General features: G+C 64.3%; 27 protein-coding genes. 10 read left to right on the forward strand and 17 right to left on the reverse strand.

All coding sequences use genetic code 11. The features are described 5' to 3' along the window. Window positions 1-32: 32 nt before the first annotated feature. Window positions 33-425: a winged helix-turn-helix transcriptional regulator gene (locus tag BLW56_RS18100; RefSeq protein WP_093512346.1), complete on the forward strand. Its 393-nt coding sequence runs from the start codon at window positions 33-35 to the stop codon at window positions 423-425. Between the two features lie 69 nt (window positions 426-494). Then, complete coding sequence (locus tag BLW56_RS18105) at window positions 495-752, forward strand: hypothetical protein (RefSeq protein WP_093512348.1); 258 nt, start codon at window positions 495-497, stop codon at window positions 750-752. A 99-nt stretch (window positions 753-851) separates the two neighbouring features. Here the strand turns inward: BLW56_RS18105 and BLW56_RS18110 are convergent, their stop codons facing one another. Then, window positions 852-1,181 (reverse strand): UrcA family protein, encoded by a 330-nt coding sequence (locus BLW56_RS18110; protein WP_093512350.1) that lies wholly within the window; start codon window positions 1,179-1,181, stop codon window positions 852-854. 152 nt (window positions 1,182-1,333) lie between these two features. On the opposite strand from BLW56_RS18110, the gene BLW56_RS18115 reads away from it, so the two are divergent. Beyond that, a complete protein-coding gene (locus BLW56_RS18115; RefSeq protein WP_093512352.1) occupies window positions 1,334-2,215 on the forward strand; it encodes a LysR family transcriptional regulator in 882 nt (293 codons plus the stop codon). On the opposite strand, the gene BLW56_RS18120 is transcribed toward BLW56_RS18115, so the two are convergent. Continuing rightward, entirely contained in the window at window positions 2,212-2,904 is a 693-nt protein-coding gene (locus tag BLW56_RS18120; RefSeq protein WP_093512354.1) for an aspartate/glutamate racemase family protein, read from the reverse strand. The genes BLW56_RS18115 and BLW56_RS18120 overlap by 4 nt on opposite strands. Before the next feature lie 362 nt (window positions 2,905-3,266). Then, window positions 3,267-3,764 (reverse strand): hypothetical protein, encoded by a 498-nt coding sequence (locus tag BLW56_RS18125; protein WP_093512613.1) that lies wholly within the window; start codon window positions 3,762-3,764, stop codon window positions 3,267-3,269. A gap of 171 nt (window positions 3,765-3,935) precedes the next feature. Between BLW56_RS18125 and dnaN the strand changes: the two genes are divergently transcribed. After that, window positions 3,936-5,051 carry a DNA polymerase III subunit beta gene (gene dnaN, locus BLW56_RS18130; protein WP_093512356.1) on the forward strand — a complete coding sequence of 372 codons (1,116 nt, stop codon included), beginning with the start codon at window positions 3,936-3,938 and terminating at the stop codon, window positions 5,049-5,051. Window positions 5,052-5,103: 52 nt separating this feature from the next. Here the strand turns inward: dnaN and BLW56_RS18135 are convergent, their stop codons facing one another. Further along, window positions 5,104-6,447: a PQQ-dependent sugar dehydrogenase gene (locus BLW56_RS18135; RefSeq protein WP_093512358.1), complete on the reverse strand. Its 1,344-nt coding sequence runs from the start codon at window positions 6,445-6,447 to the stop codon at window positions 5,104-5,106. Window positions 6,448-6,619: 172 nt separating this feature from the next. Between BLW56_RS18135 and BLW56_RS18140 the strand changes: the two genes are divergently transcribed. After that, a complete protein-coding gene (locus BLW56_RS18140; protein WP_093512360.1) occupies window positions 6,620-6,835 on the forward strand; it encodes a hypothetical protein in 216 nt (71 codons plus the stop codon). 3 nt (window positions 6,836-6,838) lie between these two features. Here BLW56_RS18140 and argC read toward each other — a convergent pair whose 3' ends face one another. The 3 genes from argC to BLW56_RS18155 all read right to left on the reverse strand — a co-directional run bounded on the left by argC (window position 6,839) and on the right by BLW56_RS18155 (window position 10,194). Further along, window positions 6,839-7,756, reverse strand: coding sequence for an N-acetyl-gamma-glutamyl-phosphate reductase (gene argC / locus BLW56_RS18145; protein ID WP_093512362.1), 918 nt, complete (start codon window positions 7,754-7,756; stop codon window positions 6,839-6,841). A 4-nt stretch (window positions 7,757-7,760) separates the two neighbouring features. Beyond that, window positions 7,761-8,705 (reverse strand): C40 family peptidase, encoded by a 945-nt coding sequence (locus BLW56_RS18150; protein ID WP_256203647.1) that lies wholly within the window; start codon window positions 8,703-8,705, stop codon window positions 7,761-7,763. A gap of 85 nt (window positions 8,706-8,790) precedes the next feature. Then, window positions 8,791-10,194, reverse strand: coding sequence for a leucyl aminopeptidase family protein (locus BLW56_RS18155; protein WP_093512366.1), 1,404 nt, complete (start codon window positions 10,192-10,194; stop codon window positions 8,791-8,793). Window positions 10,195-10,248: 54 nt separating this feature from the next. Here BLW56_RS18155 and BLW56_RS18160 point away from each other — a divergent pair, with 54 nt between their 5' ends. Further along, window positions 10,249-11,082: a DUF4163 domain-containing protein gene (locus tag BLW56_RS18160; protein WP_093512368.1), complete on the forward strand. Its 834-nt coding sequence runs from the start codon at window positions 10,249-10,251 to the stop codon at window positions 11,080-11,082. Between the two features lie 105 nt (window positions 11,083-11,187). On the opposite strand, the gene BLW56_RS18165 is transcribed toward BLW56_RS18160, so the two are convergent. Beyond that, window positions 11,188-12,723, reverse strand: coding sequence for a flavin-containing monooxygenase (locus BLW56_RS18165; RefSeq protein ID WP_256203650.1), 1,536 nt, complete (start codon window positions 12,721-12,723; stop codon window positions 11,188-11,190). A gap of 196 nt (window positions 12,724-12,919) precedes the next feature. Here BLW56_RS18165 and BLW56_RS18170 point away from each other — a divergent pair, with 196 nt between their 5' ends. Further along, complete coding sequence (locus tag BLW56_RS18170) at window positions 12,920-14,047, forward strand: DUF47 family protein (RefSeq protein WP_143043505.1); 1,128 nt, start codon at window positions 12,920-12,922, stop codon at window positions 14,045-14,047. A gap of 15 nt (window positions 14,048-14,062) precedes the next feature. Continuing rightward, window positions 14,063-15,076: an inorganic phosphate transporter gene (locus BLW56_RS18175; RefSeq protein WP_093512369.1), complete on the forward strand. Its 1,014-nt coding sequence runs from the start codon at window positions 14,063-14,065 to the stop codon at window positions 15,074-15,076. On the opposite strand, the gene BLW56_RS18180 is transcribed toward BLW56_RS18175, so the two are convergent. Both BLW56_RS18180 and BLW56_RS18185 read right to left on the reverse strand, forming a co-directional pair. Then, window positions 15,060-15,482 (reverse strand): SecDF P1 head subdomain-containing protein, encoded by a 423-nt coding sequence (locus BLW56_RS18180; protein ID WP_093512371.1) that lies wholly within the window; start codon window positions 15,480-15,482, stop codon window positions 15,060-15,062. The two genes, BLW56_RS18175 and BLW56_RS18180, sit on opposite strands and share 17 nt — an antisense overlap. Before the next feature lie 23 nt (window positions 15,483-15,505). After that, on the reverse strand, window positions 15,506-16,981 hold the full coding sequence (locus BLW56_RS18185; protein ID WP_093512372.1) for a DUF4403 family protein: 1,476 nt from the start codon (window positions 16,979-16,981) through the stop codon (window positions 15,506-15,508). A 211-nt stretch (window positions 16,982-17,192) separates the two neighbouring features. On the opposite strand from BLW56_RS18185, the gene BLW56_RS18190 reads away from it, so the two are divergent. After that, complete coding sequence (locus BLW56_RS18190; RefSeq protein WP_143043506.1) at window positions 17,193-18,737, forward strand: hypothetical protein; 1,545 nt, start codon at window positions 17,193-17,195, stop codon at window positions 18,735-18,737. Here the strand turns inward: BLW56_RS18190 and rimO are convergent. Beyond that, window positions 18,734-20,104, reverse strand: coding sequence for a 30S ribosomal protein S12 methylthiotransferase RimO (rimO, locus tag BLW56_RS18195; RefSeq protein ID WP_093512376.1), 1,371 nt, complete (start codon window positions 20,102-20,104; stop codon window positions 18,734-18,736). The genes BLW56_RS18190 and rimO overlap by 4 nt on opposite strands. A gap of 96 nt (window positions 20,105-20,200) precedes the next feature. On the opposite strand from rimO, the gene BLW56_RS18200 reads away from it, so the two are divergent. After that, the gene (locus BLW56_RS18200) at window positions 20,201-20,527 is read left to right on the forward strand and encodes a DUF423 domain-containing protein (protein WP_093512378.1); all 327 of its coding nucleotides are present in this window, start codon (window positions 20,201-20,203) and stop codon (window positions 20,525-20,527) included. Here the strand turns inward: BLW56_RS18200 and BLW56_RS18205 are convergent. From BLW56_RS18205 to BLW56_RS18230, 6 genes are all read right to left on the reverse strand, one after another. Next, on the reverse strand, window positions 20,524-21,591 hold the full coding sequence (locus BLW56_RS18205; protein WP_093512380.1) for a potassium channel family protein: 1,068 nt from the start codon (window positions 21,589-21,591) through the stop codon (window positions 20,524-20,526). The two genes, BLW56_RS18200 and BLW56_RS18205, sit on opposite strands and share 4 nt — an antisense overlap. Continuing rightward, window positions 21,588-22,646: a M23 family metallopeptidase gene (locus BLW56_RS18210; RefSeq protein ID WP_093512382.1), complete on the reverse strand. Its 1,059-nt coding sequence runs from the start codon at window positions 22,644-22,646 to the stop codon at window positions 21,588-21,590. The genes BLW56_RS18205 and BLW56_RS18210 overlap by 4 nt, the downstream gene beginning before the upstream one ends. A gap of 69 nt (window positions 22,647-22,715) precedes the next feature. Continuing rightward, window positions 22,716-23,480 carry a 5'/3'-nucleotidase SurE gene (surE, locus tag BLW56_RS18215; RefSeq protein ID WP_093512383.1) on the reverse strand — a complete coding sequence of 255 codons (765 nt, stop codon included), beginning with the start codon at window positions 23,478-23,480 and terminating at the stop codon, window positions 22,716-22,718. Between the two features lie 97 nt (window positions 23,481-23,577). Then, window positions 23,578-24,858: a serine--tRNA ligase gene (gene serS / locus BLW56_RS18220; protein WP_093512384.1), complete on the reverse strand. Its 1,281-nt coding sequence runs from the start codon at window positions 24,856-24,858 to the stop codon at window positions 23,578-23,580. 43 nt (window positions 24,859-24,901) lie between these two features. Continuing rightward, the gene (locus tag BLW56_RS18225) at window positions 24,902-25,366 is read right to left on the reverse strand and encodes an SRPBCC domain-containing protein (protein ID WP_093512386.1); all 465 of its coding nucleotides are present in this window, start codon (window positions 25,364-25,366) and stop codon (window positions 24,902-24,904) included. Continuing rightward, the gene (locus tag BLW56_RS18230; protein WP_093512616.1) at window positions 25,363-25,707 is read right to left on the reverse strand and encodes an ArsR/SmtB family transcription factor; all 345 of its coding nucleotides are present in this window, start codon (window positions 25,705-25,707) and stop codon (window positions 25,363-25,365) included. Before BLW56_RS18230 ends, BLW56_RS18225 begins: the two co-directional genes overlap by 4 nt. Window positions 25,708-25,794: the final 87 nt, after the last annotated feature.

Genomic DNA, 25,794 nt, shown 5'->3' on the forward strand with positions numbered 1-25,794 from the left:
GTTACCCAAAAGAGAGATTTGGAATTTCCGCCATGCCCACGCCCGAAAAAATCGCCTACGATCCGCACGCGCCCGTCGATCCGCGCGTCGAAACGCTCGTCAACGAACTCGTCGGCCGAGTCGCCGACAAATGGACCCTACTCGTTCTGGAAGAGCTGGAGGATCATGGAACCTGCCGCTTCACCGAATTGTCGCGCCGCGTTCCGGGCATCAGCCAGAAGATGCTGACGCAGACGCTGCGCCAGATGGAGCGCGATGGCTTGCTTGTGCGGACGGTGTACCCGGTCGTCCCGCCGAAAGTCGAATATTGCCTGACCGACCTCGGCCACAGCCTCGGCGAAGCCTTTTGCGGGGTGTGGGTCTGGGCGGAGGCCAATCTGGAACGGGTGGCAAGGGCGCGGATGGCGTTCGACGCGCGAGGGTAGGGGCGAGCAATCCGGCCCGGCCGGTTTCGACCGATTGCGGACGTTTGAAGCCAATGGCACACTGAATGAATGACCCGAAAAACCTCAATCAGATTTGCTGTAATTCCCGAGAGTGAAGTGGAAGCCATCGCTTATGTAAACGAGCGGGGATTCGAGCCAGAGATCGAACGAGACGGCCAGGGTTTTGTCTATCTGGTATTTCCAGCGCTATCGGAGCTTGAATGCAAGCAGTTGGCGGACGCGTTGCCGATCCATTTGAGCGCTAAATTTGGCATTGCAACGGATATTCCTCCTCCGTTCACCTCGCCGGGCGGACAGGTCAACTAACCACCCCAATGCCGCAGCAACCCAATAGCAAGCCGGAGCCATGACCGTGCCCGAATCATGGCCCCGGCTTTGGCGGGCCCTGCAACTTGGGTCCGCCGGTCAGTTGCGGATCGAGCTGACCTGGATCAGCTGGTCGCGCGATGCGCTGGCAACCACCACATCGGCCTGCGCAGAAGCGACGCGCAGCGTATCGCGGCGGCACTGCCGCACATCATTCTTGCCCGCGATGTCGAAATCGGGGGCAGTTCCGCACACTTCGACGACGGCGCGCCAGATACGGCGGTCGAGCGCCTTGATGCCCGCTTCGGTGCGGAGGTCGAGGTCTTTGTGCGCCACGGCCACGGTTGGGTTCGCGGGGGCGGTCTGCGCCGAAACAGGCTGGCCGATCGATACGGCAGCAAGGGCGGCGAGGATCAGAAGCTTTTGCATCTTGTATCTCCTTCGGCCGGCTGAAGAGGAGGGGAGGAAGCCGGTGGAGAAGCAGATAATCGGTCGGCGCGAGCCGCGGGAGCAACGATGTTGCGCGGCCATTCTGCAAAATTGCAGAATGAGGCGGGGGCGATTATGTCGCACAAGACGGCATGTATGATTGGAACGACCTCAAGGCCTTTCTGGCCGTTGCCGAGACCGGCAGCACCTTATCGGCGGCGCAGTCGATGCGCGTCAGCCAGACGACGGTCGCGCGGCGCATCGCTGCGCTGGAGGAAGCGACCGGGCTCAATCTCTTCGAGCGGCGGCAGGCGGGTTATGCGCTGACCCCGGTGGGCGAGGCGATGCTTGCAAGCGCGCTCGCTGTCAAAGATGCCGCGGACCGCTTTGGGGAAGCAGCAGGGGCGCGGTCGCGCGATGCGGGCGGCACCGTCAGCCTGACGACCATGGAAATCTTTGCGGTGACGATCCTGCCGCCGATCCTGCGCGATCTTCGCGCCGCGCATCCCGGGATCCATATCCATCTCGATACATCCGACGAGCCGCGTGATCTTGCGGCGGGAGCGGCGGACATCGCGATCCGCAGCAGCAAACAGCCCACCGGCGCGGGTCTGGTCGGGCGGCGCGTCGCCGACAATCCGTGGACCGTCTACTGCAGCCGCGACTACGCCGATCTTCACGGCATTCCGCACACCCGCGAGGAGCTTGCGACGCATCCCTTCATTGGCGGCGGCGGCGGGGTGTGGGAACCTTATCAGGCCTGGCTACGCCAATTCGGGCTCGAGGACTCGGTGGTTATGAAATATGACACCGGCACAGGCCTGCTCGCGGGGGTGCGACATGGCATGGGCCTGACGATCCTGCCCGCCTTCATTGCCGAGCGCGAGCCTGGCCTGATCCGCTGCATCCCGCCCAAGAGCGAGGACACGACCGGCCTGTGGCTGCTCACCCACGAGCGGCTGCGCCATGTCCCCCGCGTGCGGATCGTCCTCGATTTCCTCGCCGCCGAATTGACGAAGCTCGCGCGCAGTTAGGGCGCCATTGCCACCTCGACCGCCGCATCGACGTGCAGCCCAAGCGTGTCGAACAGCGGCACCGCGCTATCTTTCTCGCCGACCAGCAGCATGATTTCGGTACAGCCAAGGACGATCGCTTCGGCGCCGTCGGCGATGAGCGCGGCGATGATCCGGCGATATTCGTCGCGCGATGCGTCGCGGATGACGCCCCGCACCAGCTCGTCATAGATGATGCGGTGGACGATCGCACGGTCGGCGTCGCCGGGGATCATCGCTTCGATGCCCGCCGCCGCCATGCGCGCGGTGTAGAAGGGCTTTTCCATCGTGAAGGCCGTGCCGAGCAGTCCGACGCGCGAAAAGCCCGCCGCCTTGACTGCGGCAATGGCGGGGTCGGCAATGTGGAGCAGCGGTACCGGTGTCGCCGCCTCGACCGCCTCGGCGCACAGATGCATCGTATTCGCACAGATCAGCAGCAGTTCGGCGCCGCCCGCCGTCAGCGACCGGGCGGCGTCCGCCATCTGCGCGTCGAGCACACCCCAGTCGCCGCTCGCCTGCAATTCGGCGATGGGCGCGAAATCGAGCGACAACAACAGGATGCGCGCCGAATGCAGCCCGCCCAGCCGCGTCCGCACGCCTTCGTTGAGCAGCCGGTAATATTGCGCCGAGCTTTCCCAGCTCAAACCGCCGATCAGGCCGATTGTCTTCATCGCATCCGTCCGTTCCGAAATTGCTGTCCTACAATATGGCGCCGATCTAGCCTGCGCCGCGATGACGTGCGACGCATCTTTCCTGCTAACCGATACAGCCGCTCTTCCGCGCTCGCGACCGCGCGCGGGGAAGGGCGATTTGCGAATGAAGTTGCGCGGTTTTCCGCCGTTTCGTGAAAATCCGGTTTCCCCATTTTTCGTCACCCTCGAACGAGACACCTGGCTCGTGAGACTTGATCCGGGGTCCAGCTTCGGCCGATGTCTCGCATGAATCCCGGATCAGGTCCGGGATGACGAAAGAGAAACCGAAACGCGAATCGCGAGTGAAGTTGCGCAGTTTTCCGCCATTTCCCGAAATTGTCTCAGCGCAGCTTTGCGCATCCCAGTGCTGCCGCATCGATGGCGGTCGCGGCGCCGCGCAAACGATAGGTGTCTGCGATTGCGCCGCCCGTTGCGGTCCCGCTTTCGACGCTCATGCTTGGCGCGGACCGCATCGCGGCGACGATTGCGGCATCCATCCGCGCGTCGCTCGCCCAGCCATGCGCGCCATTGCCGGTCAGGATGAAGCGGCGGCTGCCGATCGTCAGTCGCAGTTCGCGGTCCGGCGCGCGCGCTTTCGACAATCGGACGTAAAATTGCCCGCGTATGCGCGACTTCGGCCAATAGCCGACGCTGGCATAGCCTTTCACCTGCGGCTTGCCGATCGTCGCCGACGGTGCGGCGAGTGCATAGCAACGCGGCGTCGCTGGATCGCGGAACGCGCCCCAGCCCTCGAAAATGCCGAGCGCGGTCGGGCCGGAGGCAACTGCCACGGCCGGCACCGCCGCCAGCATCAAGAAAAGGAAGGCCCACCGCCGCATTGCGCCTCGTTCGCGCGATTGGGGATGCTTTGCAAGCATGGCTTGCACGCGCCGCCCTGTGCGTTAAGGAAGGTGGACATTTTCAGGGGCCAGAATCGGGGTGCGAATCGCCTCCGATGGTCTGTCCCCAAGGGACTTTTCCCGAGAAGCACGCAGGATGGCGGATTAAGAATGAAAGCGACGATCGAACGCGCAGTGTTGTTGAAGAGCCTCGGCCACGTCCAGTCGGTGGTCGAACGGCGCAATACGATCCCGATCCTCTCGAACGTGCTGATCGAAGCCGATGCGTCGGGCCAGCTCAAGCTGATGGCGACCGACCTCGATCTGCAGGTCGTCGAAACGATCGCGGCCAAGGTTGAAACGCCCGGAACCACCACCGTGTCGGCGCACACGCTCTTCGAAATCGCGCGCAAGCTTCCCGAGGGATCGGAAGTCAGCCTCGCCGCGGCCGAAGGCAAGATGCAGGTCAAGGCCGGCCGGTCGAACTTCAACCTGCCGACGCTGCCGCGCGACGATTTTCCCGTGATCGCCGAGGGTGACCTGCCGACCAATTTCGAGCTGCCCGTCGCCGAACTGATCCAGATCATCGACAAGACGCGCTTCGCGATCTCGACCGAGGAAACGCGTTACTATCTCAACGGCATCTTCCTGCACGTCGCAGAGGACGCGTCGGGTCCGGTGCTGAAGGCCGCGGCGACCGACGGCCACCGCCTCGCGCGCTACACTGTCACGCGCCCCGACGGCGCCTCGTCGATGCCCGACGTCATCGTGCCGCGCAAATGCGTCACGGAAATCCGCAAGCTGCTCGACGAGGCCGAGGGTAACGTCGAGATCAGCCTGTCGGCAAGCAAGGTCCGTTTCCAGCTTGGCAATGCGATCCTGACCTCGAAGCTGATCGACGGAACCTTCCCCGATTACAGCCGCGTCATTCCGACTGCGAACGACAAGCTGCTCAAGGTCGATCCGAAGAGCCTCTATCAGGGCGTCGACCGCGTCTCGACAATTGCCAGCGAAAAGACCCGCGCGGTCAAGGTCGGGCTCGACAAGGACCGCATCACGCTGAGCGTGACCAGCCCCGAAAACGGCACGGCTGCTGAAGAGGTCGCTGCCGCCTATGACAGCGACACGATGGAGATCGGCTTTAACGCCCGCTACCTCAGCGATATCCTAGGCCAGGTTGACGGCGATACCGTCGAACTCCACCTCGCCGACGCGAACGCCCCGACGCTGATCCGCGAAAGCGAGAAGAGCCCAGCGCTCTATGTGCTGATGCCGATGCGGGTCTGACGACCGCTACATCGCCAAACGAAAAAAGGCCCCGCGTTTGCGGGGCCTTTTCTTATCCGGCCTTCGCGACCCGCCAGATCACGCCGCCGGTGTCGTCGGCAACCAGCGCGCTGCCGTCCTTGGCGACCTTGACGTCGGCGGGGCGGCCACGGGTCGTCTTGCCGTCCTTGCCGAGGAACTGGTCGAGCAGGGTGACCGGAAGCGCGTCGACCGGTTTGCCGTTGGCGCCGAACTTGACGAACACGACGTCATAGCCGGTAACGGGTTCGCGGTTCCACGATCCGTGGCGGGCGATCAGCGCACCGTTCGCCCAGCGCTCGCCAAGGTCGAGGCCCTGCGTAAAGGTGAAGCCCAGCGGCGCGGTGTGGGCGCCGAGACCATATTCGGGACGCTTGACATATTGCCGGCGATCCTCGGCTTCGGGCTCGACGCGTGGATCGACATAGCCGCCCCAATAATACCAGGGCCAGCCATAGAAATCGCCTTCGGTGACATCGGTCAGATAATCCGGAACAAGGTCACTGCCGAGCATGTCGCGTTCGTTGACCACCGTCCACATCCGGTCGCTGCCGGGATAGAAATTGAGGCCGACGGGGTTCCGGATGCCCGCGGCGAAGGTGCGCATATATCCATTTTCGGGACGCACTTCGAGCACGCTGGCACGGCGGAATTCGCGGTTCATGCCGGCTTCGCCGATATTGGAGTCGGCGCCGACGCCGATATAGAGCCATCCGTTGGGTGCGACGGCAAGGCTTTTGGTCCAATGACGGTTGGTGCCTTTTGCCGGCAGGTCGACGAGCTTCTTGGGCTTGCCGCTCATCTTTGTCTCGCCGGCGACATAGGGGAAGGCGAGCAGCGCGTCGGTGTTCGCGACATAGAGCGTGCTGCCGACCAGCGCCATGCCATAGGGTGAGTTGAGTCCGGTGATATAGGCGGTCTTTACTTCGGCCTTGCCGTCGCCGTCGGTGTCGCGGAGCAGGCTGATCCGGTTCGCCGAAGGTTTGCGGCCTGCGCCGCCCTTGCCCATCAGCGACTTCATCACCGCACCCTGCACGCCGCCATCCTTGCGCGGCGGGCTCTGCGATTCCGCCACGAGCACATCGCCGTTGGGAAGCACCAGCATCGTTCGCGGATGATCGAGCCCTTCGGCAAAGCGCGCGACCGCAAGTCCCTGCGCGGCGCGTGGCGCCTGTCCGGCGGGCCAGCTTGTCGCCTCGGGCACGTTGACCGTCGGGAAGGTCTCGGTCTTTTGCGACGCCATCACAGGTACGCGGCCGCTGAGTTCGGCGGTCGAGAAGCGCGCCACATCGGGCCGCGACATGATGTATAGCGTGATGCCACCGACGATCAGCAGCAGCAAAAGGGCGAGGGCGGCATATTTCAGGATCTTGCGCATGATGCCTGTCTACACGGGCGACGCGCGGCGTCAAAGGGGTTGCATCGGCACGTCAAGGTTAACCGTGGCGGTCCCGCAATTAACCTTACCCGATCGTTCATCACGGTTGGGAACGAGGCGGTGAGGGGCGGGCGCTAGGAGTTGGGGCACGATCTAACGGACCAGGAACGACATGAATCTGCCCGCCCCCTTTCTGACCGATCGCGCCGCGGTCGAGGATGCCCATGCGCTGATCAGCATGCATGGCGAGGAGGCAGGTTTTGCCGCCGCCGCGAGGGCGGAGCAATATCGCGTGCTGGGCAATCACATCCATTTCGCGCGCTGGCGCCAGATCGAACGGCTGATCACCTATTTGTCGGTCGAGGATATCCTCGATACCGTCCACTAGGATCTAGAGTCGCAATCCCGAGGTTTCGGGCAATCCCGCCATGATGTTGAGATTCTGGACGCAGGCGCCGCTCGCGCCCTTGCCCAGATTGTCGAGCCGCGCGACGAGGCGCAATTGGCGACCGGCAGGATCGGAAAAGAGCGTCAGCTCCATCCGGTCGGTCGCTTCGTCCTTCTGACTGAGGAGCAATTCGCTCTCGTCGCCGCGCCGCACCGATACGAGCGGTGAGCCCTCGAAATGGGCGGCGAGTGCATCGAACGCCGCATCGGCGGTCGGTGCGTCGAAGCTCAGCGGCACCTCGACGAGCATGCCGCGATAGACGGGGACGACGGCCGGCGCGAACAAGGGCGGGTGCATCAGGCCCGCGCCCCGCTGCATTTCAGGGACATGCTTGTGGTTCAGCGACAGACCATAGCTGCGGAAGCCGATATCGGGCTCGGCCTCGAAGCGCGCGATCAATTCCTTGCCGCCGCCCGAATAACCCGACACCGCGTTGATGCTGAGCCGCGCGTCTGTCGGCAATATCCCTGCTGCGACCAGCGGTGCGACGAGCGCGAGAAAGCCCGTCGGATAACAGCCGGGATTGCTGAGGCGCGTCGAAGCGGCGATCGCTTCGCGCTGTCCCGCGCTCAGTTCGGGAAATCCGTAGGCCCAGTCGGGGGCGACGCGGTGCGCCGTCGATGCGTCGATGACTTTCGTGCTGTCGTTGCGGATCATCGCGACCGCCTCGATCGCCGCGGCGTCGGGTAGGCAGAGGATCACGAAATCGGCGCCGTTCAGCGCCTCGGCGCGGCGTGCAGCGTCCTTGCGCTCGGCGTCGGGCAGGGTGATCAGCGCGAACTCGTTCCGTCCAGCAAGCCGCTCGGCAATTTCCAGGCCCGTCGTTCCCGCCGCGCCGTCGATGAAGACCGTTTTTGTCATGATTTTACCGCAGTCGTTTATAGCCGGAGACCGGCACATCATTCCCTTTCGCCACCGAACGCGCGATCACGTCGGCCAGCGGTTCGCTATTCACTGCGTTCCATCGTCGGCTGGCGTGGATGATGGTCTGGCTGTCAGCCATGATACCGACATGCCCGGGGAAGAAGACGAGGTCGCCGCGTGCGAGCGCCGCCGGATCGACATCCTTGTCGGCGCCGAGCGATGCCAGTTGCAGGTCGCTGTCGCGGGGTAACTCTATTCCCGCTGCTGCCCATACAAGCTGGACGAGACCCGAACAGTCGATCCCCTTGGCGGTGCGTCCGCCCCATAGATAGGACGTGCCGATCATCTGTTCGGCGAGTTCGGCGGGGTCGCTGTCCTCCGTGCCGACTTCGACAAGCGAAGCGAGCGGCAGATAACCGTGCGAGGTTGCAAGCCATTCGCCTTCGGGCTCGCCCATCACCAGCGATCCGCGCGGCAGGACGGCGGGGCCGCCGCTCGCGGCGTCGGGTGCGCTGTGCAGCATCGCTTCGATCATCGCGACGCGGTGCGTCGGCGCGATCGGCGCGGCAAGCGCCTCGGCGGCGAGATAGCCGACATAATGATCGGCAAGGCAATAACCCCACGCCCAGCCGCCAGTCAGGTCGAGCAAGGCGAAGCCCTCGCCGAACAGCAGCTCGCTCGTCTGGTCGGCGTCGACCGACGGCGAGGCGCGCAGCGACGCAGCAGGCAGCACGCCGCTGCGCATCATCGGCGCGGCATAATGGGGCGCGAAATGCGTTCCAGCGACGGCAATATCGGCAAGGTCGGGACGGATCGCGACGACGCGCGGATCGAAGCTTTGCGACGTGCCGGTCAGGCCAAAGCGATCGCGGCCCGCGCCAGCGGCGCCGGGGCGACCCATGCGCACGCGGTTTGCCGCTGAATTATCGCCACTTTCTGCTGTCACTTGCCGTCCTGTAAAAAACTGGGTTCCGCGCGGTGCGGACAATCGCGCGCCATTAGACCAGCAGCCCCCTCTTTATCAAGAATGTTCAGGTTTTCCCGCGCCGGTCGTAGCGCGACTGCAGCATCGCCCAAGCGGCGCGAAGCCCCAGCGCGGCACCGCCTTTGGGTCGCCCCGGCTTCGCAGACGGGCGCCAGGCGAAGGTGTCGAGATGCGCCCATGCCGTCCCGTCGGGGATGAAGCGCTTGAGAAACAGTGCGGCGGTGATCGACCCGGCGAAGGGTGAACTCCCAGCATTGCCGAGATCGGCGATGTCGGTTTCGAGCAGGTCGGCATAGCCGTCCCACAGCGGCATCCGCCAAAGCGGATCGTCGCGATCCGTCCCTGCCGAGAGCATCGCGTCGGCGAGCGCATCGTCGTTGGCGAACAGCGGTGGCAGATCGGGGCCGAGAGCGACGCGGGCTGCCCCGGTCAATGTCGCGAAATCGACGATCAGTTCGGGTTTCGCTTCGCCGGCCTTCGCCAGCGCGTCGCCGAGCACGAGCCGCCCCTCGGCATCGGTGTTTCCGATTTCGACCGTCAGGCCCTTGCGGCTCTTCAGAACGTCGCCGGGACGGAAGGCGTCGGCAGAAATCGCATTCTCGGCTGCGGCGACGAGGCAGTGGAGGCGCACCGGCAGGCCGGATGCCATGACCAGTTCGGCGAGCGCCAGCACGTGCGCCGCGCCGCCCATGTCCTTTTTCATCAGCCGCATGCCGGCCGCCGGCTTGATATCGAGACCGCCGCTGTCGAAGCTGATCCCCTTGCCGACGAAAGCGACACGCGGATGATCGTCCTTGCCCCATTCGATCTCGATCAGGCGCGGCGCATGATGCTTGGCCGCGGCGCGCCCGACCGCGTGGATCATCGGATAGCCCTGCTCGAGCGCCTCGCCCTTGGTGACGGTGAGCTTGCCGCCGTGCGCCTTGGCGATGCGTTCTGCGGCTTTCTCGATTGCCGCCGGCCCCATATCTGCGGCGGGAGTGTTTACCATGTCGCGGACAAGGGCGGTCGCGCGCACTTCGGCAACCATCGGCGCAATGGAACCGACGTCGGTGGTCAAGAGCACGCGCGGCCCTTTGGTCGGCGGGTTCGATTTATAGGTGTCGAAGCGATATTGTGCGCTCATCCAGCCGAACAGTGCCTTTCCGGGCTGCTGGCCTTCGACGCGATAGCGACCTTCGGGCAGGATTTGTCCCAGCTTGGCGAGGCACCAGGCCGACAGGCTCTCGACATTGGCGACGGTGGTCACGACAGCCCATTTTTCGGGATCGTCGCCCGGCAGGATTGCGTGGACAAAGGCATCGGGCTTGAAGCCGACCGCAGCAAGATGTGCGCGTTCGCGCGCGCTGCGGCCCTTAAGCCATTCGTCATAGCCCTTCTTGTCGACGAGGTGGATCGAGCGCGCGTCCTGCCCCTTGTCGGGCTGGATCAGGTCGGAATAGTCGGTCATGCACGGGTGCTAGGCCGCTCGGGATATTTTGTCGATTCCCGGCGTTATGTCGGCATGACGATCTACACACCCTGGCGAAAGGCCACTTCGTTTCTTGCCGGCGCGCTGTTGCTGGCGGGCTGTTCCGACGACAAGCCGACGAAGGCGGAAAAAGTGGCGGCCGCGTCGGTGCCGGGGGCACCTCCACAAGCGGCGGCTGACGAGGCTGCAAAAGGCGCGCCCGCGTCAAACGTCACCGAAAGCAACGAGTTGATCGAGTTCGTCTACGCCTATCCCAAGGAAGCCGCTCAGATCCCCGAACTCGCCAAGGCGCTCGACAGCGACCGGGCGGCGAAGCGCGCGGCGCTGGTGGCCGCAGCGGAGCGCGACAGGACGGCGGCCGAAAAGGAGGGATTTCCCTATCGTGCGCATAGTCATCGTCAGGCTTGGCAGCGCGTGACGGAAACGCCACGGTTCCTCAGCCTCTCGGCCGAGATCGAGACCTATGCCGGCGGCGCGCATGGGATGCAGACGTTCGATACGCTGATATGGGATCGCAATCGCCGCAAGCAGTTGAAGCCGCTCGACCTGTTTCAGAGCGGCGAAGCGTTCGACGCGGCGATCCGCGATCCGTTTTGCGCGGCAATCAAGCGCGCGAAAGCCGCGAAAGGCATGGCGGTAGACGAGGCGCCAGACAGCGTTTTCGCAAAATGCCCGCCGGCGTCCGCGCAAACCGTGTGGCTCGGCTCTTCGGACGGCCGCTACCTCGACCGCATGACCATCGGGATCGCGCCCTATGAGATCGGCGCTTATGCCGAGGGAAGCTACAAGATCAACGTGCCGGTGACCGGCGCGCTGGTCAAAGCCGTGAAAGACGAATTCGCGCGCGACTTCCTTCCCATCCGTTGAGGGAAGGCACGTCTAAGAGCCTGGTAGATCGCGTGGGCGTAAAACGCCTCGAGCATTTCTCCAGAAGATCGACCAAGGTCAAGCTGGAGCGGGCTGTCCGATCTCCTATTCCGCGGCTTCGAGCTCCGCGGGCGCAGCGGCAACCGCGCGGGCATTGCTGAAGCTCAACACGCCATCGGCGATCGCGCCGGTGCGCATGTCGATCCGATCCTGCACATAATTCTGGCTGAGCCGCCAGGGCAGCGCGACCGTGCTTTTCGGCATGATGTGCAGCGAGCGCTGGATGTAGCCCGACGAGAAGTCGAAGACATTTTCCTCTTCGAGGCTCGACGGATCGGCAAGGGCGGGGGTTGCAACCGTCGTGCCCGTATCGCGCATATGGTTGAGCACGCGGCAGACATATTCGGACACGATATCGGCGCGCAGCGTCCAGCTGGCATTGAGATAGCCGAAGACGGCCGAGAAGTTCGGCACGTTCGAGAACATGCATGCCTTGTAATAGAAATGGTCGTGCCAATCGACCGGCGCGCCGTCGACGCGCACCGGAATCTTACCAGCGACCGCGAGCTTGAGGCCCGTCGCGGTGACGATGATATCGGCGTCGAGATGCTGGCCCGATTTGAGCTGGATGCCGGTCGCGTCGAACTTCTCGATATGATCGGTCACGACCGACGCCCGGTCGGCCTTCATCGCTTCGAAGAAATCGGCATCGGGGACGAGGCAGAGGCGCTGGTCCCACGGGTTGTAAGGCGGTGTGAAGGCCTTTGCATCATAGCGGTCGCCGAGGCTCTCCTGAAGCTTCTTGGTCAGGAATTCCTTGACCTTTTCGGGCTTTTCGCGCGCGCGCCGGAAGGCGAGGTCTTGCAGGCGGACGTTCTTGAAGCGGGTGATCTTGTACGCCAGTCCTTCGGGCAAGAATTTGCGGAGGAAGTTGGCGAACGCGTCCTTGGCTGGACGGATGAAATACCAGGTCGGGGTGCGCTGCAGCATCGTGACGTGCGCAGCTTCCTTCATCGACGGGACGATCGTCACGGCCGTGGCGCCCGATCCGATCACCACGACTTTCTTGCCTTTGTAGTCGAGATCCTTCGGCCAGAATTGCGGGTGGATGATCTGACCCTGGAAATCCTCGCGTCCTGCGAACTGGGCGTCGAAGGGCTCGTCATAATCATAATAGCCCGAGCCGAGGTAAAGCCAGCGCGCGGTGGTCGTCGACCTTGCGCCCTTGCTGTCTTCCATCGTCACGGTCCAGCGCGCGGCGCTGCTGTCCCAGTCGGCGCCGACGACCTTGCTGTCGAAGCGGATGCGCTCGCGAATATGGCGTTCGTCGACGATGCGATTCAGATATTCGAGGATCGACGGGCCGTCGGCGATCGACTTTTCATGCTTCCACGGTTCGAAGACGAAACCGAGCGTGTGCATGTCGCTGTCCGAACGGATGCCGGGATAGCGAAAGAGATCCCAGGTGCCGCCCAATTGTTCGCGGCGCTCGACGAGGCCGAAGCTGCGGTCGGGAGAATTCATCTGTAAATGCACGGCCATGCCGATGCCCGAAATCCCCGCGCCGACGATCAGCACATCCTGATCGACCGGTGCAGCCTTCGCGTCTGCGGGGCGTTCCATCGTCGCCGTGCCTGCCATGCTCTCGTCTCCCATTTCTATTTGTGGGTCAGCTTACGCACCGCGTTGCATTTTGCAATCGAATTGACAGTGGTGAAAGTATGGGTGCGATCGGACGGCCTCCCTTGTGGCTGTCACATTATTGTCATAGGGGCGAAACCCAATTGTAATCGTCCGGCCATGATGCCGTATCAACTATAGGAAAGGATTGATCTTCATGCGCCAGATCGCGGTTCTTCCCTATCGATTCGGCGGCCCGGCGCAGGATGGCCCGACCGAAATCCTGCTGATCACGTCGCGCGAGACGAAACGCTGGGTGGTGCCAAAGGGCAATCCGCTGAACGGCATCACGCGCCATGCCGCGGCGGCGATCGAAGCCGAAGAAGAAGCGGGCGTGATCGGCGCGGTCTGTCCGACGCCGATCGGCAGCTATGAATATCGCAAGCGCCGCGCGAATGGCGCGTCGATCATGTATAATGTCGAGGTGTTCCCGCTCGCGGTGACGAACGAACTCGACGACTGGAAGGAAATGGACGAACGCGACCGCAAATGGTTCTCGTTCCGCGACGCCGCGTCGGCCGTGGAAGAGCCCGATTTGCAGGCGCTGATCCGCTCGTTCGGCGACGGCGGTTTCCGCGCCGTCGCGCAGCCGCGCAGCGTCGTCCATAACGTAGCAGACAAGACAGGGGTTAGCTGGATGTTCGCATGGTTTCAGCGTTTGCTGCCGCGACAGGGAAATTTCTTCGAGCTGTTCGAAAGCCATGCCGCGACGCTCGTCGCAGGGGCGAACGCGCTGTCGCGCATGCTGCAGGGCGGCGAGGGCATGGCCGACCATGTCCAGGAAATCATCGAGCGCGAGCATGACGCCGACGCGATCACCCGCGAAGTGCTCCAGACCGTCCGCCGCACCTTCCTGACCCCGTTCGACCGCAGCGCGATCACCGACCTGATCGCCTCGATGGACGATGCGATCGACGAGATGCAGAAGACCGCAGGTGCGGTCGACCTGTATGACGTGACCGAATTCGAGCCCGAGATGCGCGACATCGGCGGTATCATCGTCGATGCGGCGCGCCTGACCGCCGAGGCGCTGCCGCTGCTGCGCAATATTTCGGCGAATGCGGCGCGCCTGCATGAACTGACCGAACGGTTGGTACGGATGGAAGGCCATGCCGACGAAATCCATGCCGCGGGACTCAAGCGCCTGTTCAAGGAACATGGGCAGTCGAATAATAGCGCCCGCTTCCTGATCGGACGCGAACTCTACCGTCATCTCGAACGCGTCACCGACAGTTTCGAGGATGTCGCGAACGAAATCGACGGTCTGGTCATCGACCACGCTTAAGCGGGGGCGCCCACCATGCACGAACTCGCTTTCCCGCTCCTCGTCGGCCTCGTCATCCTCGCGCTTGCGTTCGACTTCCTAAATGGCCTGCACGATGCAGCGAACAGCATCGCGACGGTCGTTGCGACGCGCCTGCTGCGCCCGGTGCAGGCGGTGCTGTTTGCTGCCTTCTTCAACTTCGCCGCCTATTTCCTGTCGATCATCTTTCCCGAACTGCACAAGGTTGCGGAAACGATAGGCAAGGGGATCATCGACAAGGATCTGGTGACTCCCGCGGTCGTGTTCGGCGCGCTGGTCGGCGCAATGTTCTGGAACGTCGTCACCTGGCTCAAGGGTATCCCGTCGTCGTCCAGCCACGCGCTTGTGGGCGGCATCGTCGGCGCGGGTGTTGCCCATGCGGGGTTCGAGGGGATCGAGTGGACCGGGCTCAACAAGACCGTCATCGCGATCTTCCTGTCGCCGATGCTCGGCATGATGCTCGCGATGATCGTGATGCTGGTCAGCAGCTGGGCGTTACGCCGCGCGACCGCTAGTTTCGCGGAAAAGACCTTCCGCCATCTCCATCTCTTTTCGTCGGCTGCCTATTCGCTCAGCCATGGTTTGAACGATGCCCAAAAGACGATGGGGATCATCACCGTGCTCCTCTATTCGACCGGCTATCTCGGCGGCGAATTTCACGTGCCGCACTGGGTCGCGTTCAGCTGCTACATCGCGATCGCGCTCGGTACGCTGTCGGGCGGGTGGAAGATCATCGAGACGATGGGCGGCCGCATCACCAAGCTGTCGCATCATCAGGGCTTCGCCGCTTCGACCGGCGGCTCGATCATGGTGTTCACCGCCAGCCTGCTTGGCATTCCCGTGTCGACGACTCACACGATCACCGGCAGCATCATCGGCGCCGGCGTCGCCCGCCGCGCGAGCGCGGTGCGCTGGGGCGTGGCGGGCAATGTCGTCGCGGCGTGGTTCATCACCATCCCGGCGAGCGCGATCGTCGCAGCCGCCTTTTACGGGATCACGCGGCTGTTCTAGCCGTTTCGGCAGAGCAGCTTTGCAAGGCCGCGGCGATCCGGTCGGCTTCAGCCTGATCGACACCCGAAATCTGGAGCTGGCCGCCCAAGATCGGTTCGTTAACATGCGGTTCGCTGACGATCCGGCCATCGACGCGGATCGCTAGCGGTTTGCCGATGTTGGCGGCGGTCAGTTCGGTCAGTGCATCGCGCATCGCCGCGGGCAGCACGATGTTTACGATGGGAAGACCACTTAAGGTCTCGATACTCGCCGTCGCCTTGACCGGCCCCGCGCGGCAGAGGTCGAGGTTTCCGATCCAGATGCCCCTTTCCGTCGTGCCGGGTTGGGCTGGAGCCTCTGCCCGCAGGATTGCAGGGCAGAGCAGCAGGGTGAAGGCAAGAAGGCCGGGGACCAAATTCAACCGCATCTTTAAACCTTTCGTTGCCGGCGTCATCGCGGGCGATAATCGACGCTTGCCCCGCCGACCATTCGAACCGGCAGGTAGAGGCCGTTGCCATAGGCCTTGATTTCGCCAGTCTCGAAACTGTCGATGCGCGTGCGGATAACAAATGCGCCCTCGCGCCGCTGGTCGACCGCGCGTTTGATCTTGCCCTGTAGTTCGCCGAGATCACGGGTGAAATTCTGCGTCAGCGCTTCGGCGATCAAGGGCGCGAAACCGTCGCTGCGGCCGAGGAGGATGAGGAGGTCGCCGCCGACGCCGTCGGTGTCGCCATTGATGACAAGGTCGGTGAAATGGACCTCGGCCGATCCGGGCTTGTTCGCCGGGATCGCGGTCATCCAGATGCGCCCGCGCGTCGGCTCGCCCGAGCGGATTTCGAGCTTGGCATCGACATCGACGCCGACCGCGATCCGGCCGCCTTCCGCGCCATAGATGGTCGATTTGCCGAACTTCACCATCATCGGTCCGACCTTGGGCAGCTCGAAGGGTCGCAGCGACCGCTTGGCAAGCGCCCGGTCGACGACGGGCTGGAGCTGCGCATAATCGGCAATCACGGGAACGCGGACGTCGAGATGCGGTTTCGGCGCTTGGCGGACGAGGCGCGGAAGCGGTGTGGGTGCAGGATCGGCGGGCCGGCCGGAGACGAAGGTTTCGGTCACGGCCTCCAGACCGAGATTGAGATTGATGCGCTGCCCGTCGACCCGGTAGCCGCCATAGAGGATACGCTGTGGTGTGACGCGCATCCACACCGGCGGATTCTCGTGATTGAGCTCGAGCGCGGTGAAGCTCTGCCGCCAGATGTCGGCCGCCTGCCTGCGAATGTCGAGCTTGGCGATTTCGCGGTTCACTTCGCGTTCGACCCCCGCCACGACGGGTTTCAGCTTCGCGTCTGCTTCGTCCGTGAAGGTGATCCGCTTGCCGAGAAAATCGATCCCCGGCGCCTTGGTCCAGCCATAGGTGATGCGCGCCTTGCCCTGCGTCCGCCAGTCGGAGGTCAGGTCGATGCGAACGCGGGCATGCGCCATCGCGGCGCCGGTCGCGGTTTCACCTTTCAATACACCGCCCACGTCGCGCGCGCTGATCGTTGCATGGATGGGAACATCGACGACGATCTCGCTGCCTTCGCCGCGCAGCCGCAGCGGCCCGCGCGTCACTTGCCCGACGATCGTACAGGCGATCGGCGGCGTCACCTTGACCTTCTTGCCGAAGACCTTGACCCGTTGCGGCTGTACGCAGGCGCGCTCGTGCCGGTTGATCGTCCAGAGCGTGCGCGGCACGGCACGTTCAAGCGCCTGTTTGAGCGAGGTGGTGCTGGCGTTGATCGGCACCGCGATAAGCGACGTCTGGGTCGGTGAGGGGGCGCTGTCGGTGGCGCGGGGCGGCGCCTCGACCTCGGTCTTGCGGTCGCAGGCGGTTATGGCGAGCGCCAGCGGCAAGGTTGTGAAGACAAGTCCGAGAGAACGCATATGGTGCCCCTGATGCGATATTCATATCCATAACATCGCAGATGTTAAGCCGTTCCTTGCTCGCCGTGAGAAGGCCGGGTTTGCATGAATGGTTTCTACGTTTTACAATCCCATTTGCGCCCTTGCATGCGCGCGCCGCTTTGCTAGCCCTCCATTCAGGGGGCGGAGCAGGGGAGGAAAAGAAATGCGGCGTGCGGGGTTGGCGTTCGGCATGTTGGCTTTTGTCGCGAGTGCCTCGGCGCAGGAAGGCGCGCCTGCAAAGCCGCGTTTCGATTTTACCGGCGCTAGCGATACGGAGTTATGGGCCGCTTATGGTGCGGCGATCGAGCGGCAGGATGACGACTATTGCGGCTTCTTCGTCCCGCTGTTGTCGCAGATCGAAACACGCGGCGGTGCCGACAAGCAGGTGTCCATCGCGCGTTCCGGCGCAGAACTTGAATGTGCGATCCAGCAGCGACACTGGGACGTCGCGTATCGGCAGGTAAAATATCTCGAACGCGCGCGCGAGAAGCTGCCACCGCTCTATACGGCCTCGATCGCACGATTGGCGGGAGCACTGCCCGACGCCTCGACCCGATTGCTCGAACATATCGATGCGATCGAGCCGGGCACGGCATCCAAGCTGGAATCCAGGGAGCTGTGGGAGCTCGGCCGTGCTTTCGCGGTTGCGGGGCGGCCCGCCGAGCGATTGAAGCTGCTGCGCGACCTGACCGAAGAACCGAGGCTCGGGAAGTTGACCGATGACGACCGGGAAGGGCTATTGTCGGCTCTGTTCGCAGCCGAGGTCGAGGGAGGGAGCGTTGATAAAGCTGCGGTATTGGTCGGGAATGTCCGCAATCCCTACACGATGCTCTCGGCGTTGGGCGACCGGCGTTACGCTCCCCTCTGGCCGCGACTTGAGGCACAGGCCGGCGACAATCTGCACCTCCTTTTGAATGCGGCGGTGGCAGAGGCGGCCGCGAAGTATGAATCCGCGCCCGGCGATAGCGAACTGCTCCAGAAATTGGCGCATGCCTATCTTCGGGCGGGACAGTTCAGCGAAGTCGTCGACCTTGTCGAGGCCAAGCGGCCGCCGCCGGGCAAGATGGCAGAGATCGACGAGGATATGGCGTGGGCGCTCAATGTCGAGGCTTATGCCCTCGATGCCTTGGGACGACCGGACGATGCCGAGGCGCTGTTCGACCAGCTCGCGGCAATCCCCTTCGACGCGAAGGACAAGGGCTGGCTGGTCAGCTTCGTCATCAATCGTGGCTCGCGACTGGTCGACCTTGGCCGGTTCGAGAAAGGGCTGGCGGCCGCCGAGCTGGCTGCAGGGATCGCCGAAAAAAGCGGCAGCGGCTATGCGAGGATGCTCGTGCGGCGCGACCGGATATGTGCCCTCGCCGCACTCGGGCGGGCCGCCGAGTTCGTCCCGATCCTTCAGGAGGTCGATGCCAATATCGACGAAGCACCCCGCGTAGCGGCCGAGGCACTGCTATGCGCGAAGGAGGAAGACAAGGTCGCGGCGCTGGTGATCGCGGAACTGAAGGATCCGGCGAAAGCCGGAGAAATGGTCGAAGCCTTGCAGGGGCCCGAGTTCGACCTGTTCTACACCGCGTCGGTGTTACCTAGCCTTTCGGAGCGGATGCGTTCGCGCAAGGATGTCGACGCCGCCTTCCGGAAGGTCGCGCGCGCCATTCCCGCGCGCTTCGCGCCCCTGTTCGGAAAGCGGCGGGCCGAATTGGCTGCCAGCGGCGCGGGGGCCGCAGGCGATTAGGCGCTGACCACCCCGAACAGGTCATGCTCGTCGGCGTCCTCGATTTCGACGTCGACGACATCGCCGGGTTTGAGGGTCGCCGCGACGTCGCGCAGATAAACATGGCCGTCGATTTCGGGCGCGTCGGCCTGGCTGCGGCCGGTGGCGCCGATGCTGCCCTCTTCGTCTGCTTCGCCGACTTCGTCGATGATCACAGGAAGCGTGCGGCCGATCTTGGCTTCGAGCTTCGCAGCGCTGATCGCGGCGGTCTTCGCCATGATGCGCTGATAGCGCTCTTCCTTGACCTCTTCGGGCACCGGATTGTCGAGCGCATTCGCCTGCGCGCCCGCGACGGGTTCGAAGCGGAAGGCGCCGACGCGGTCGAGCTGAGCTTCGTCGAGCCAGTCGAGAAGATACTGGAAATCTTCCTCCGTCTCGCCGGGGAAGCCGACGACGAAGCTCGATCGGATCGAGATGTCGGGGGCGATCGAACGCCAGTTCTTGAGGCGTTCGAGAACCTTCGCCTCGTTCGCGGGGCGCTTCATGCGCTTGAGGACGCTCGGCGCCGCATGCTGGAAGGGGATGTCGAGATAGGGCGTCAGCAGTCCCTCGGCCATCAGCGGGATGACCGCGTCGACGTGCGGATAGGGATAGACATAGTGGAGGCGCACCCACGGGGCACGGCCTTCGTTGGTCTTCAATTGGCCGAGTTCGCGCGCGAGGTCGGTCATGTGCGCGCGCACCTCGCGGCCGTGCCATTGGCGCGGGTCGTGACGGATATCGACGCCATAGGCCGAGGTGTCTTGGCTGATGACCAGCAATTCCTTGGTCCCGGCGGCGACGAGCTTTTCGGCCTCGCGCAGCACCGCGTCGATGCGGCGGCTGACGAGTTTACCGCGCAGATCCGGGATGATGCAGAAGGAGCAGCTGTGGTTGCAGCCTTCCGAGATCTTGAGGTAGCTGTAATGGCGCGGCGTGAGCTTCAGTCCGCCCTCGGGGACGAGGTCGATGAACGGGCCCTGCGTCGGCGGCGCGGCATCGTGGACGGCATCGACGACCTGCTCATATTGATGCGCGCCGGTGACCGCGAGCACGTTCGGGAAGCGGGCGCGGATGACCTCGGCCTCATTGCCCATGCAGCCGGTGACGATGACGCGGCCATTCTCGGCCATCGCTTCGCCGATCGCCTCGAGGCTTTCTTCCTTGGCCGAGTCGAGGAAGCCGCAGGTGTTGACGAGCACCACGTCGGCGCCCGCATAATCGGGCGACAGGCCATAGCCGTCGGCGCGGAGCTTGGTCAGAATCCGTTCGCTGTCGACCAAGGCCTTGGGGCAGCCGAGCGAAACCATGCCGACCTTCGGCTGGGTGGGGAGCGTTTTGACTGTCATGATTGGCGGCGCCCATAGGGCATTTTGCCTAGCTTGTCACGCGTCGCGCGCTGGCGCATGGAGCGCAGCAACCCGGGGCAGGAAGGAAGACGATAGATGATCGGCGCATTGGCAGCGATTTCGGCGGCGGTTGCAGTGGCGGCGGGCGCGTTCGGCGCGCATGGTGCGTCGGGGCCGCAGGAGGCCGAATGGCTGCGGACGGGCGGGCTGTACCAGCTGATCCATGCCGTCGCGGCAATCGCGATCATGGGGGTCGCGCGCGGACCCGCGATCATGCTGCTCGTCGGCGCCGCGCTGTTTGCCGTCACCCTCTATGCGATGGCGCTTGGCGGGCCGCGGTGGCTGGGCGCGGTGACGCCGATCGGGGGCACGCTGCTGATCATCGGCTGGCTCTGGGCTGGCTGGCTATACTGGCGGGGTTAACGCCCCGGCACGCTGGCTTCGCATTCCTCGCAGTTGATCACCTCGACGATCTGGTCGCCGTGCTGGAGTTGCTGCGCTTCGGGTTCCCAGAAGCCGTAGGGTTTGCCCGCGCGATAGATGCGCAGGCCGCGTCCGCCGCTTGCCAGCTGGTCGAGACTGCGCCCGACCTCTTCGGCCGCCACCGCGCGTTCGCGTAGCTGGACCCGTCCGCCGATGCCTGCGAGGTCGGCCATATAATCGGCGATGTGCGCGCCCTGTGCCGACCCGGCGAGCAGCAGCCCGGTAAAGCTGACGGGGTTTATGACGTTGTTCGCGCCCGCCTGCCGCGCGAGCAGTTCATTGTCTTGCGCGCGGATGACGACGCTGATCGGAACCTTCGGGGCAAGGTGGCGGACGGTCAGGACCATCAGGATCGAGGTGTCGTCGCGTCCCGCCGAGACGAGGACCGATTGCGCCCTCGCGATCTGGACGTCGATCAACGTGTCGTCGTTCGACGCATCGCCCTGCAGAACGTTGCAGCCGGCCGCTTCGGCCTCGGCAATTCGCGGTCCCGACTGGTCGATCACGACGATGCACGCGGGGTCGGTGCCGCGCGCGATCAGTTCCCTGACCGCTTCGCTGCCGCTGATGCCATAGCCGAGCACGACGATATGGTTGGTGAGCTTTGCCTGGATGCGGGCCATGCGCCATTTTTCCCATGTGCGTTTGAGGACGAAATTATAGGCGGTGCCGACGAAGATGAAGAGCACCATGATGCGGATCGGGGTGACGATCACCGCCTCGATCAGCCGCGAGCGGTCCGACACCGGCGCGATGTCGCCAAAGCCCGTTGTGGTGACCGAGATCATCGTGAAATAGACGACGTCGAGGAAGCTGATCTGGCCGTCGTGACTGTCCTTCAGCCCCGCGCGGTCGATCCAGTGGACGAGCACGACGATCGCGATCAGGAAAAAAGCGACGCCGAGCCGCGTGATGACATCGGCCCAGATCGGCCAATTGCTCGCGCGTTTCAGGGGGCGGAAGATATGTTGCATCTTCAGCCTGTCTGACGGGCGTTTGCTCATCGGGGCGGCAATTGCTTCATCGGGTCGACTGGTATGCGATTTTTACGCAGCTGGAAATGGAGTTGCGACGTCTGGACCTGACCCGTCGCGCCGGCGCGGCCGATGACGTCGCCGATGCGGACGCTCTGCCCGCGCTTCACGTCGATCCGGCCGGCGTGCCCATAGGCGCTGACCCAACCGCCACCATGGTTGATCAGGATCAGCCCGCCATAAGTCCCGACCTGATCGCCGGCATAGGTGACCACGCCCCCCGCGGCCGCGCGGATCGGGGTGCCCGCGGCGGCGGCGATGTTGATCCCGTCGCTGACCCTGCCCGATGCGAGGGGGCCGAAGCGCGCTAATATCGGCCCGTTGAGCGGCCATTCGAAACGGCCGGCGAATGCGGCGGGTTCGGCGATTGCGGTCGTCACCGGCTGGCGCGGTGCCGCTGTGCCCGCGGCCGGCCGCGCGGCCTCGGCGAGTGCGGGCTGGCTGCCGGTCAATATATCGTCGATGTCGAGGCGGAAGGCGCCGGCGCGCGCGCCGACATCGACCGGCCCCGGCGGCAGCGCGCGCGCGTCGTTGGGCAGACGAAGCCGCTGGCCGACGCGCAATATATAGGGTTCGGACAGCGCATTGACCGTGATGATCTCGCCCCAATCGACGCCATAGGCGGCGGCGATCGCGATACCAGTCTCGCCCGCGCCGACGCGGTGATAGAGGCCCGCCGGGATGCGGAGTTCCTGCCCGAAGCGCAGCGTATAGGGCGGCACGAGGTCATTCTCGATCGCGAGCGCTTCGGAGCCTGCGCCGGTCTTCTCGCCGACCGCGCGCAGCGTGTCGCCGGGGCGGACCGAATAGATGCCCGCATTCACGCGGACGGCATTGGCCGTGACCGTTTTGAGCGCCCAGGTCGGGCGTTCATAGACGCCCGCCGCTTCGCCGGGCGCGCCGCGTTCAGGGGTGGGCGGTTCCGTCGGAGCGGGCCGCGAAGGCGGTGCGGATGTCGCCGGAATGCAGCCGGCGAGCGATGCGGCGCAGAGTAAAGCCGCAAGATGATGCCTGAAATCCCCCATTGGCCTCCTTTGCCAAAGCAAAAGGACGGTGGCTAGGCTTCTGTCTCGTTACGATACGGAATTAGGCGTTCAGCCGCCGTAGGCGCCGCGCAGCGCGGCGAGCGAGGCATCATGCGTCAGGTCGAGCTGGAGCGGGGTCACCGAGATGAAATTGTCGTCGATCGCCTCGAGGTCGCTGTCGTGGCCAAGGCTGTGTTCGATGCCGTGGAGGCCGAACCAGTAATAGCGATAGCCGCGCGGGTCGGTGCCCTCGACGATCGAACCGCGGCCATAGTCGTGGAAGCCCTGACGCGTGACGCGGATGCCCTGTACGTCGGACGCCGGGATCGCGGGGAAGTTGATGTTGATCAGCGTGCGCGGCGCCATCTCCATGTCGAGCAGCGGGCGCAGCACTTTGGCGCCCCACGTCTCGGCGGCTTCGAACGGCACGCTGTCGCCCATGCCTTCCTTGGCATAAACCTGACTGAGCGCGATCGAGCGGATACCCGCAAGGGCGCCCTCGATCGCCGCCGACACGGTGCCCGAATAGGTGACATCGTCGCCGAGGTTGGCGCCGCGGTTGACCCCCGAGAGGATCAGATCGGGCTTTTCGGGCATCAGCTTGCCGATCGCCATCATCACCGAATCGGTCGGCGTGCCGCTGCACGACCAGCGGCGCTCGCCATGCTGGCGGATGCGGACGGGGCGCGAGAGAGTGAGCGAGTGGCCGGCGCCCGATTGTTCTTCGGCCGGCGCGCAGACCCATATATCGTCCGAAAGCTGCCGCGCGATCGCTTCGAGCACCGCCATGCCGGGCGCGTGATAGCCGTCGTCGTTGGTGAGGAGGATACGCACGATCTTGTCTCTCCTTCTTCGTCATGCCGGACTTGATCCGGCATCCATTCAGCGGTGGCATCGTGGACCCCGGATCAAGTCCGGGGTGACGATGCTGCTAAGCGGTGGGCTTGAGCTTCGTAATGCCGCCCATATATGGCAGCAGCACCGCCGGAACGGTGACGCTCCCGTCCGCCTGCTGATAATTTTCGAGGATGGCGACGAGCGTCCGGCCTACGGCAAGCCCCGATCCGTTCAGCGTATGGACGAACTCGTTGCTCTTGCTGCCTTCGCGGCGGAAGCGCGCGTTCATGCGCCGCGCCTGAAAATCGCCGCAGGTCGAACAGCTCGAAATCTCGCGATAGGCGTTCTGGCCGGGCAGCCAGACTTCGAGGTCATAGGTCTTGCGCGCCGAAAAGCCCATGTCGCCGCTGCACAGCAGCATCTTGCGATAGGGCAGTTCGAGCGCCTCGAGGATCGCCTCGGCGGCGCGTGTCTTGCGTTCCAGTTCGGCGCTCGAGTCCTCGGGCCGGACGATCGAGACGAGTTCGACCTTCCAGAACTGGTGCTGGCGGATGTAGCCGCGCGTGTCGCGCCCCGCCGAACCGGCTTCGGAGCGGAAGCAGGGGGTGAGGGCGGTCATGCGGATCGGCAGGTCGGACTCGGGCAGGATTTCCTCGCGCACCGCGTTGGTCAGGCTCATTTCAGACGTCGAGATCAGCCAGCGGCCGTCTGTGGTCTGGAACAGGTCTTCGCGAAACTTGGGAAGCTGCGTCGTGCCATAGGCGGCCTCGTCGCGGACCATCAGCGGCGTTGCGCATTCGGTATAGCCCGCGTCGATCGTCTGGCGGTCGATCATGAACTGGCCGATCGCGCGTTCGAGCCGCGCCATCTGGCCTTTCAGGAACGCGAAGCGCGCGCCCGACATCTTTGCCGCCGTCTCGAAATCGAGGCCAAGCGCGGGGGCGAAATCGGCGTGTTCCTGCGGCGCGAAGTCGAAGCTGCGCGGCGTGCCCCAGCGCGAAATCTCGACATTGCCTTCCTCGTCTTCGCCCTCGGGGACGTCATCGAGCGGGATGTTCGGGATCGCCGCAAGAATGTCCTGCAACGCGGCGAGTCGTTCGCGCTCGGCGTTTTCCTTGGCGGGAAGCGCGGTCTTGAGGTCGGCGACCTCGGCTTTCAGCGCCTCGGCCTTGTCCTTGTCGCCCTGCGCCATTGCCTGACCGATCAGCTTCGATGCCTCGTTCCGGCGCGCCAGCGAGCCCTGGATCTCGGTCTGCAGCGCGCGCAGCGAGGCATCGGCCGCCACGATCTGGGCGGACAGGGGTTCGAGGCCGCGGCGCGCGAGGCCGGCATCGAATGCTTCGGGATTTTCCCGGATCAGGCGGATATCGTGCATGCGCCGCGCTATGGCGTTGCCGCCCGCGCGGCGCAAGCCCGTCTTACCGCTCCAGCAAGCCCGCGAGCTGGCCGATCGCGGTGCCCCAACCCTCCTGAAAGCCCATCTCGTCGTGCTTGGCGCTGTCCTCGGGCGTCTTGTGCAGGACGCGCGCCGAATAAAGGGTGCCGCCCTCCTGCGCCTCGAAGGTCAGGATCGCGGTGATCGCAAGCCAGGGCTCGACGGGTTGCCAGCCTTCGGTAAGGACGGTCGTGAAGACGAGGCGCTCGTTCGGGATCGCTTCGAGGAAACAGCCATCGACATGCGGCTGGAAATCGGCGGCGCCGGCTTCGCGCATCCGCGTGACGAACCCGCCGCCGGGGCGCAGGTCGAGCTTGTCGACCAGGCATTCGATCGGCGCCGGGATCCACCATTTCGCGAGATTCTCCGGCACGCTCCACGCGTTCCACACCGCCGACGGCGGCGCGGCGATCAGGCGGGAGATGGTGAGGGTCGTGTCTTCTGTCATGGTTTTTGCTCCGAAGGGATTTGCGATTCGACGAAGTCGGCGAGGCGGTCGGTGCGGCCCTGCCAGATGGCGCGCTGCTGCGAGAGCCAGTTTTCGGCCGTCGCGAGCCGTTCTGCGTCGATGCGGCAGGTGCGGACGCGCCCTTGTTTTTCGGTGTGGATCAGCCCCGATGCTTCCAGCACCGACAGATGCTTCATAAAGGCGGGCAGGCCCATTTCGAACGGTTCGGACAAATGCTTTACCGGCGCCGCCCCTTTGAGCAGGCGGCTGACCACCGCGCGGCGCGTGGGGTCGGCGAGCGCGTGGAAAAGCGAATCAAGCGGGGCTAATTGGTTCACCATATAGGAAACCATATTGATAGTTTGCCAATCGGTAAACTGATTCTTGCCGCGCAGAAAAAAGGGCCACTCCCGACGGGAGCGGCCCTT

The organism is Sphingopyxis sp. YR583 (genome assembly GCF_900108295.1).
GTDB lineage: Bacteria > Pseudomonadota > Alphaproteobacteria > Sphingomonadales > Sphingomonadaceae > Sphingopyxis.

What these genes read in the sequence shown, in the direction of transcription:
- BLW56_RS18100 (WP_093512346.1), top strand. Translation starts at nt 33, where the DNA reads ATGCCCACGCCCGAAAAAATCGCCTACGATCCGCACGCGCCCGTCGAT.
- BLW56_RS18105 (WP_093512348.1), top strand. Translation starts at nt 495, where the DNA reads ATGACCCGAAAAACCTCAATCAGATTTGCTGTAATTCCCGAGAGTGAA.
- BLW56_RS18110 (WP_093512350.1), bottom strand. Translation starts at nt 1,181, where the DNA reads ATGCAAAAGCTTCTGATCCTCGCCGCCCTTGCTGCCGTATCGATCGGC.
- BLW56_RS18115 (WP_093512352.1), top strand. Translation starts at nt 1,334, where the DNA reads ATGTATGATTGGAACGACCTCAAGGCCTTTCTGGCCGTTGCCGAGACC.
- BLW56_RS18120 (WP_093512354.1), bottom strand. Translation starts at nt 2,904, where the DNA reads ATGAAGACAATCGGCCTGATCGGCGGTTTGAGCTGGGAAAGCTCGGCG.
- BLW56_RS18125 (WP_093512613.1), bottom strand. Translation starts at nt 3,764, where the DNA reads ATGCGGCGGTGGGCCTTCCTTTTCTTGATGCTGGCGGCGGTGCCGGCC.
- dnaN (WP_093512356.1), top strand. Translation starts at nt 3,936, where the DNA reads ATGAAAGCGACGATCGAACGCGCAGTGTTGTTGAAGAGCCTCGGCCAC.
- BLW56_RS18135 (WP_093512358.1), bottom strand. Translation starts at nt 6,447, where the DNA reads ATGCGCAAGATCCTGAAATATGCCGCCCTCGCCCTTTTGCTGCTGCTG.
- BLW56_RS18140 (WP_093512360.1), top strand. Translation starts at nt 6,620, where the DNA reads ATGAATCTGCCCGCCCCCTTTCTGACCGATCGCGCCGCGGTCGAGGAT.
- argC (WP_093512362.1), bottom strand. Translation starts at nt 7,756, where the DNA reads ATGACAAAAACGGTCTTCATCGACGGCGCGGCGGGAACGACGGGCCTG.
- BLW56_RS18155 (WP_093512366.1), bottom strand. Translation starts at nt 10,194, where the DNA reads ATGACCGACTATTCCGACCTGATCCAGCCCGACAAGGGGCAGGACGCG.
- BLW56_RS18160 (WP_093512368.1), top strand. Translation starts at nt 10,249, where the DNA reads ATGACGATCTACACACCCTGGCGAAAGGCCACTTCGTTTCTTGCCGGC.
- BLW56_RS18165 (WP_256203650.1), bottom strand. Translation starts at nt 12,723, where the DNA reads ATGGCAGGCACGGCGACGATGGAACGCCCCGCAGACGCGAAGGCTGCA.
- BLW56_RS18170 (WP_143043505.1), top strand. Translation starts at nt 12,920, where the DNA reads ATGCGCCAGATCGCGGTTCTTCCCTATCGATTCGGCGGCCCGGCGCAG.
- BLW56_RS18175 (WP_093512369.1), top strand. Translation starts at nt 14,063, where the DNA reads ATGCACGAACTCGCTTTCCCGCTCCTCGTCGGCCTCGTCATCCTCGCG.
- BLW56_RS18180 (WP_093512371.1), bottom strand. Translation starts at nt 15,482, where the DNA reads ATGCGGTTGAATTTGGTCCCCGGCCTTCTTGCCTTCACCCTGCTGCTC.
- BLW56_RS18185 (WP_093512372.1), bottom strand. Translation starts at nt 16,981, where the DNA reads ATGCGTTCTCTCGGACTTGTCTTCACAACCTTGCCGCTGGCGCTCGCC.
- BLW56_RS18190 (WP_143043506.1), top strand. Translation starts at nt 17,193, where the DNA reads ATGTTGGCTTTTGTCGCGAGTGCCTCGGCGCAGGAAGGCGCGCCTGCA.
- rimO (WP_093512376.1), bottom strand. Translation starts at nt 20,104, where the DNA reads ATGACAGTCAAAACGCTCCCCACCCAGCCGAAGGTCGGCATGGTTTCG.
- BLW56_RS18200 (WP_093512378.1), top strand. Translation starts at nt 20,201, where the DNA reads ATGATCGGCGCATTGGCAGCGATTTCGGCGGCGGTTGCAGTGGCGGCG.
- BLW56_RS18205 (WP_093512380.1), bottom strand. Translation starts at nt 21,591, where the DNA reads ATGAGCAAACGCCCGTCAGACAGGCTGAAGATGCAACATATCTTCCGC.
- BLW56_RS18210 (WP_093512382.1), bottom strand. Translation starts at nt 22,646, where the DNA reads ATGGGGGATTTCAGGCATCATCTTGCGGCTTTACTCTGCGCCGCATCG.
- serS (WP_093512384.1), bottom strand. Translation starts at nt 24,858, where the DNA reads ATGCACGATATCCGCCTGATCCGGGAAAATCCCGAAGCATTCGATGCC.
- BLW56_RS18225 (WP_093512386.1), bottom strand. Translation starts at nt 25,366, where the DNA reads ATGACAGAAGACACGACCCTCACCATCTCCCGCCTGATCGCCGCGCCG.
- BLW56_RS18230 (WP_093512616.1), bottom strand. Translation starts at nt 25,707, where the DNA reads ATGGTGAACCAATTAGCCCCGCTTGATTCGCTTTTCCACGCGCTCGCC.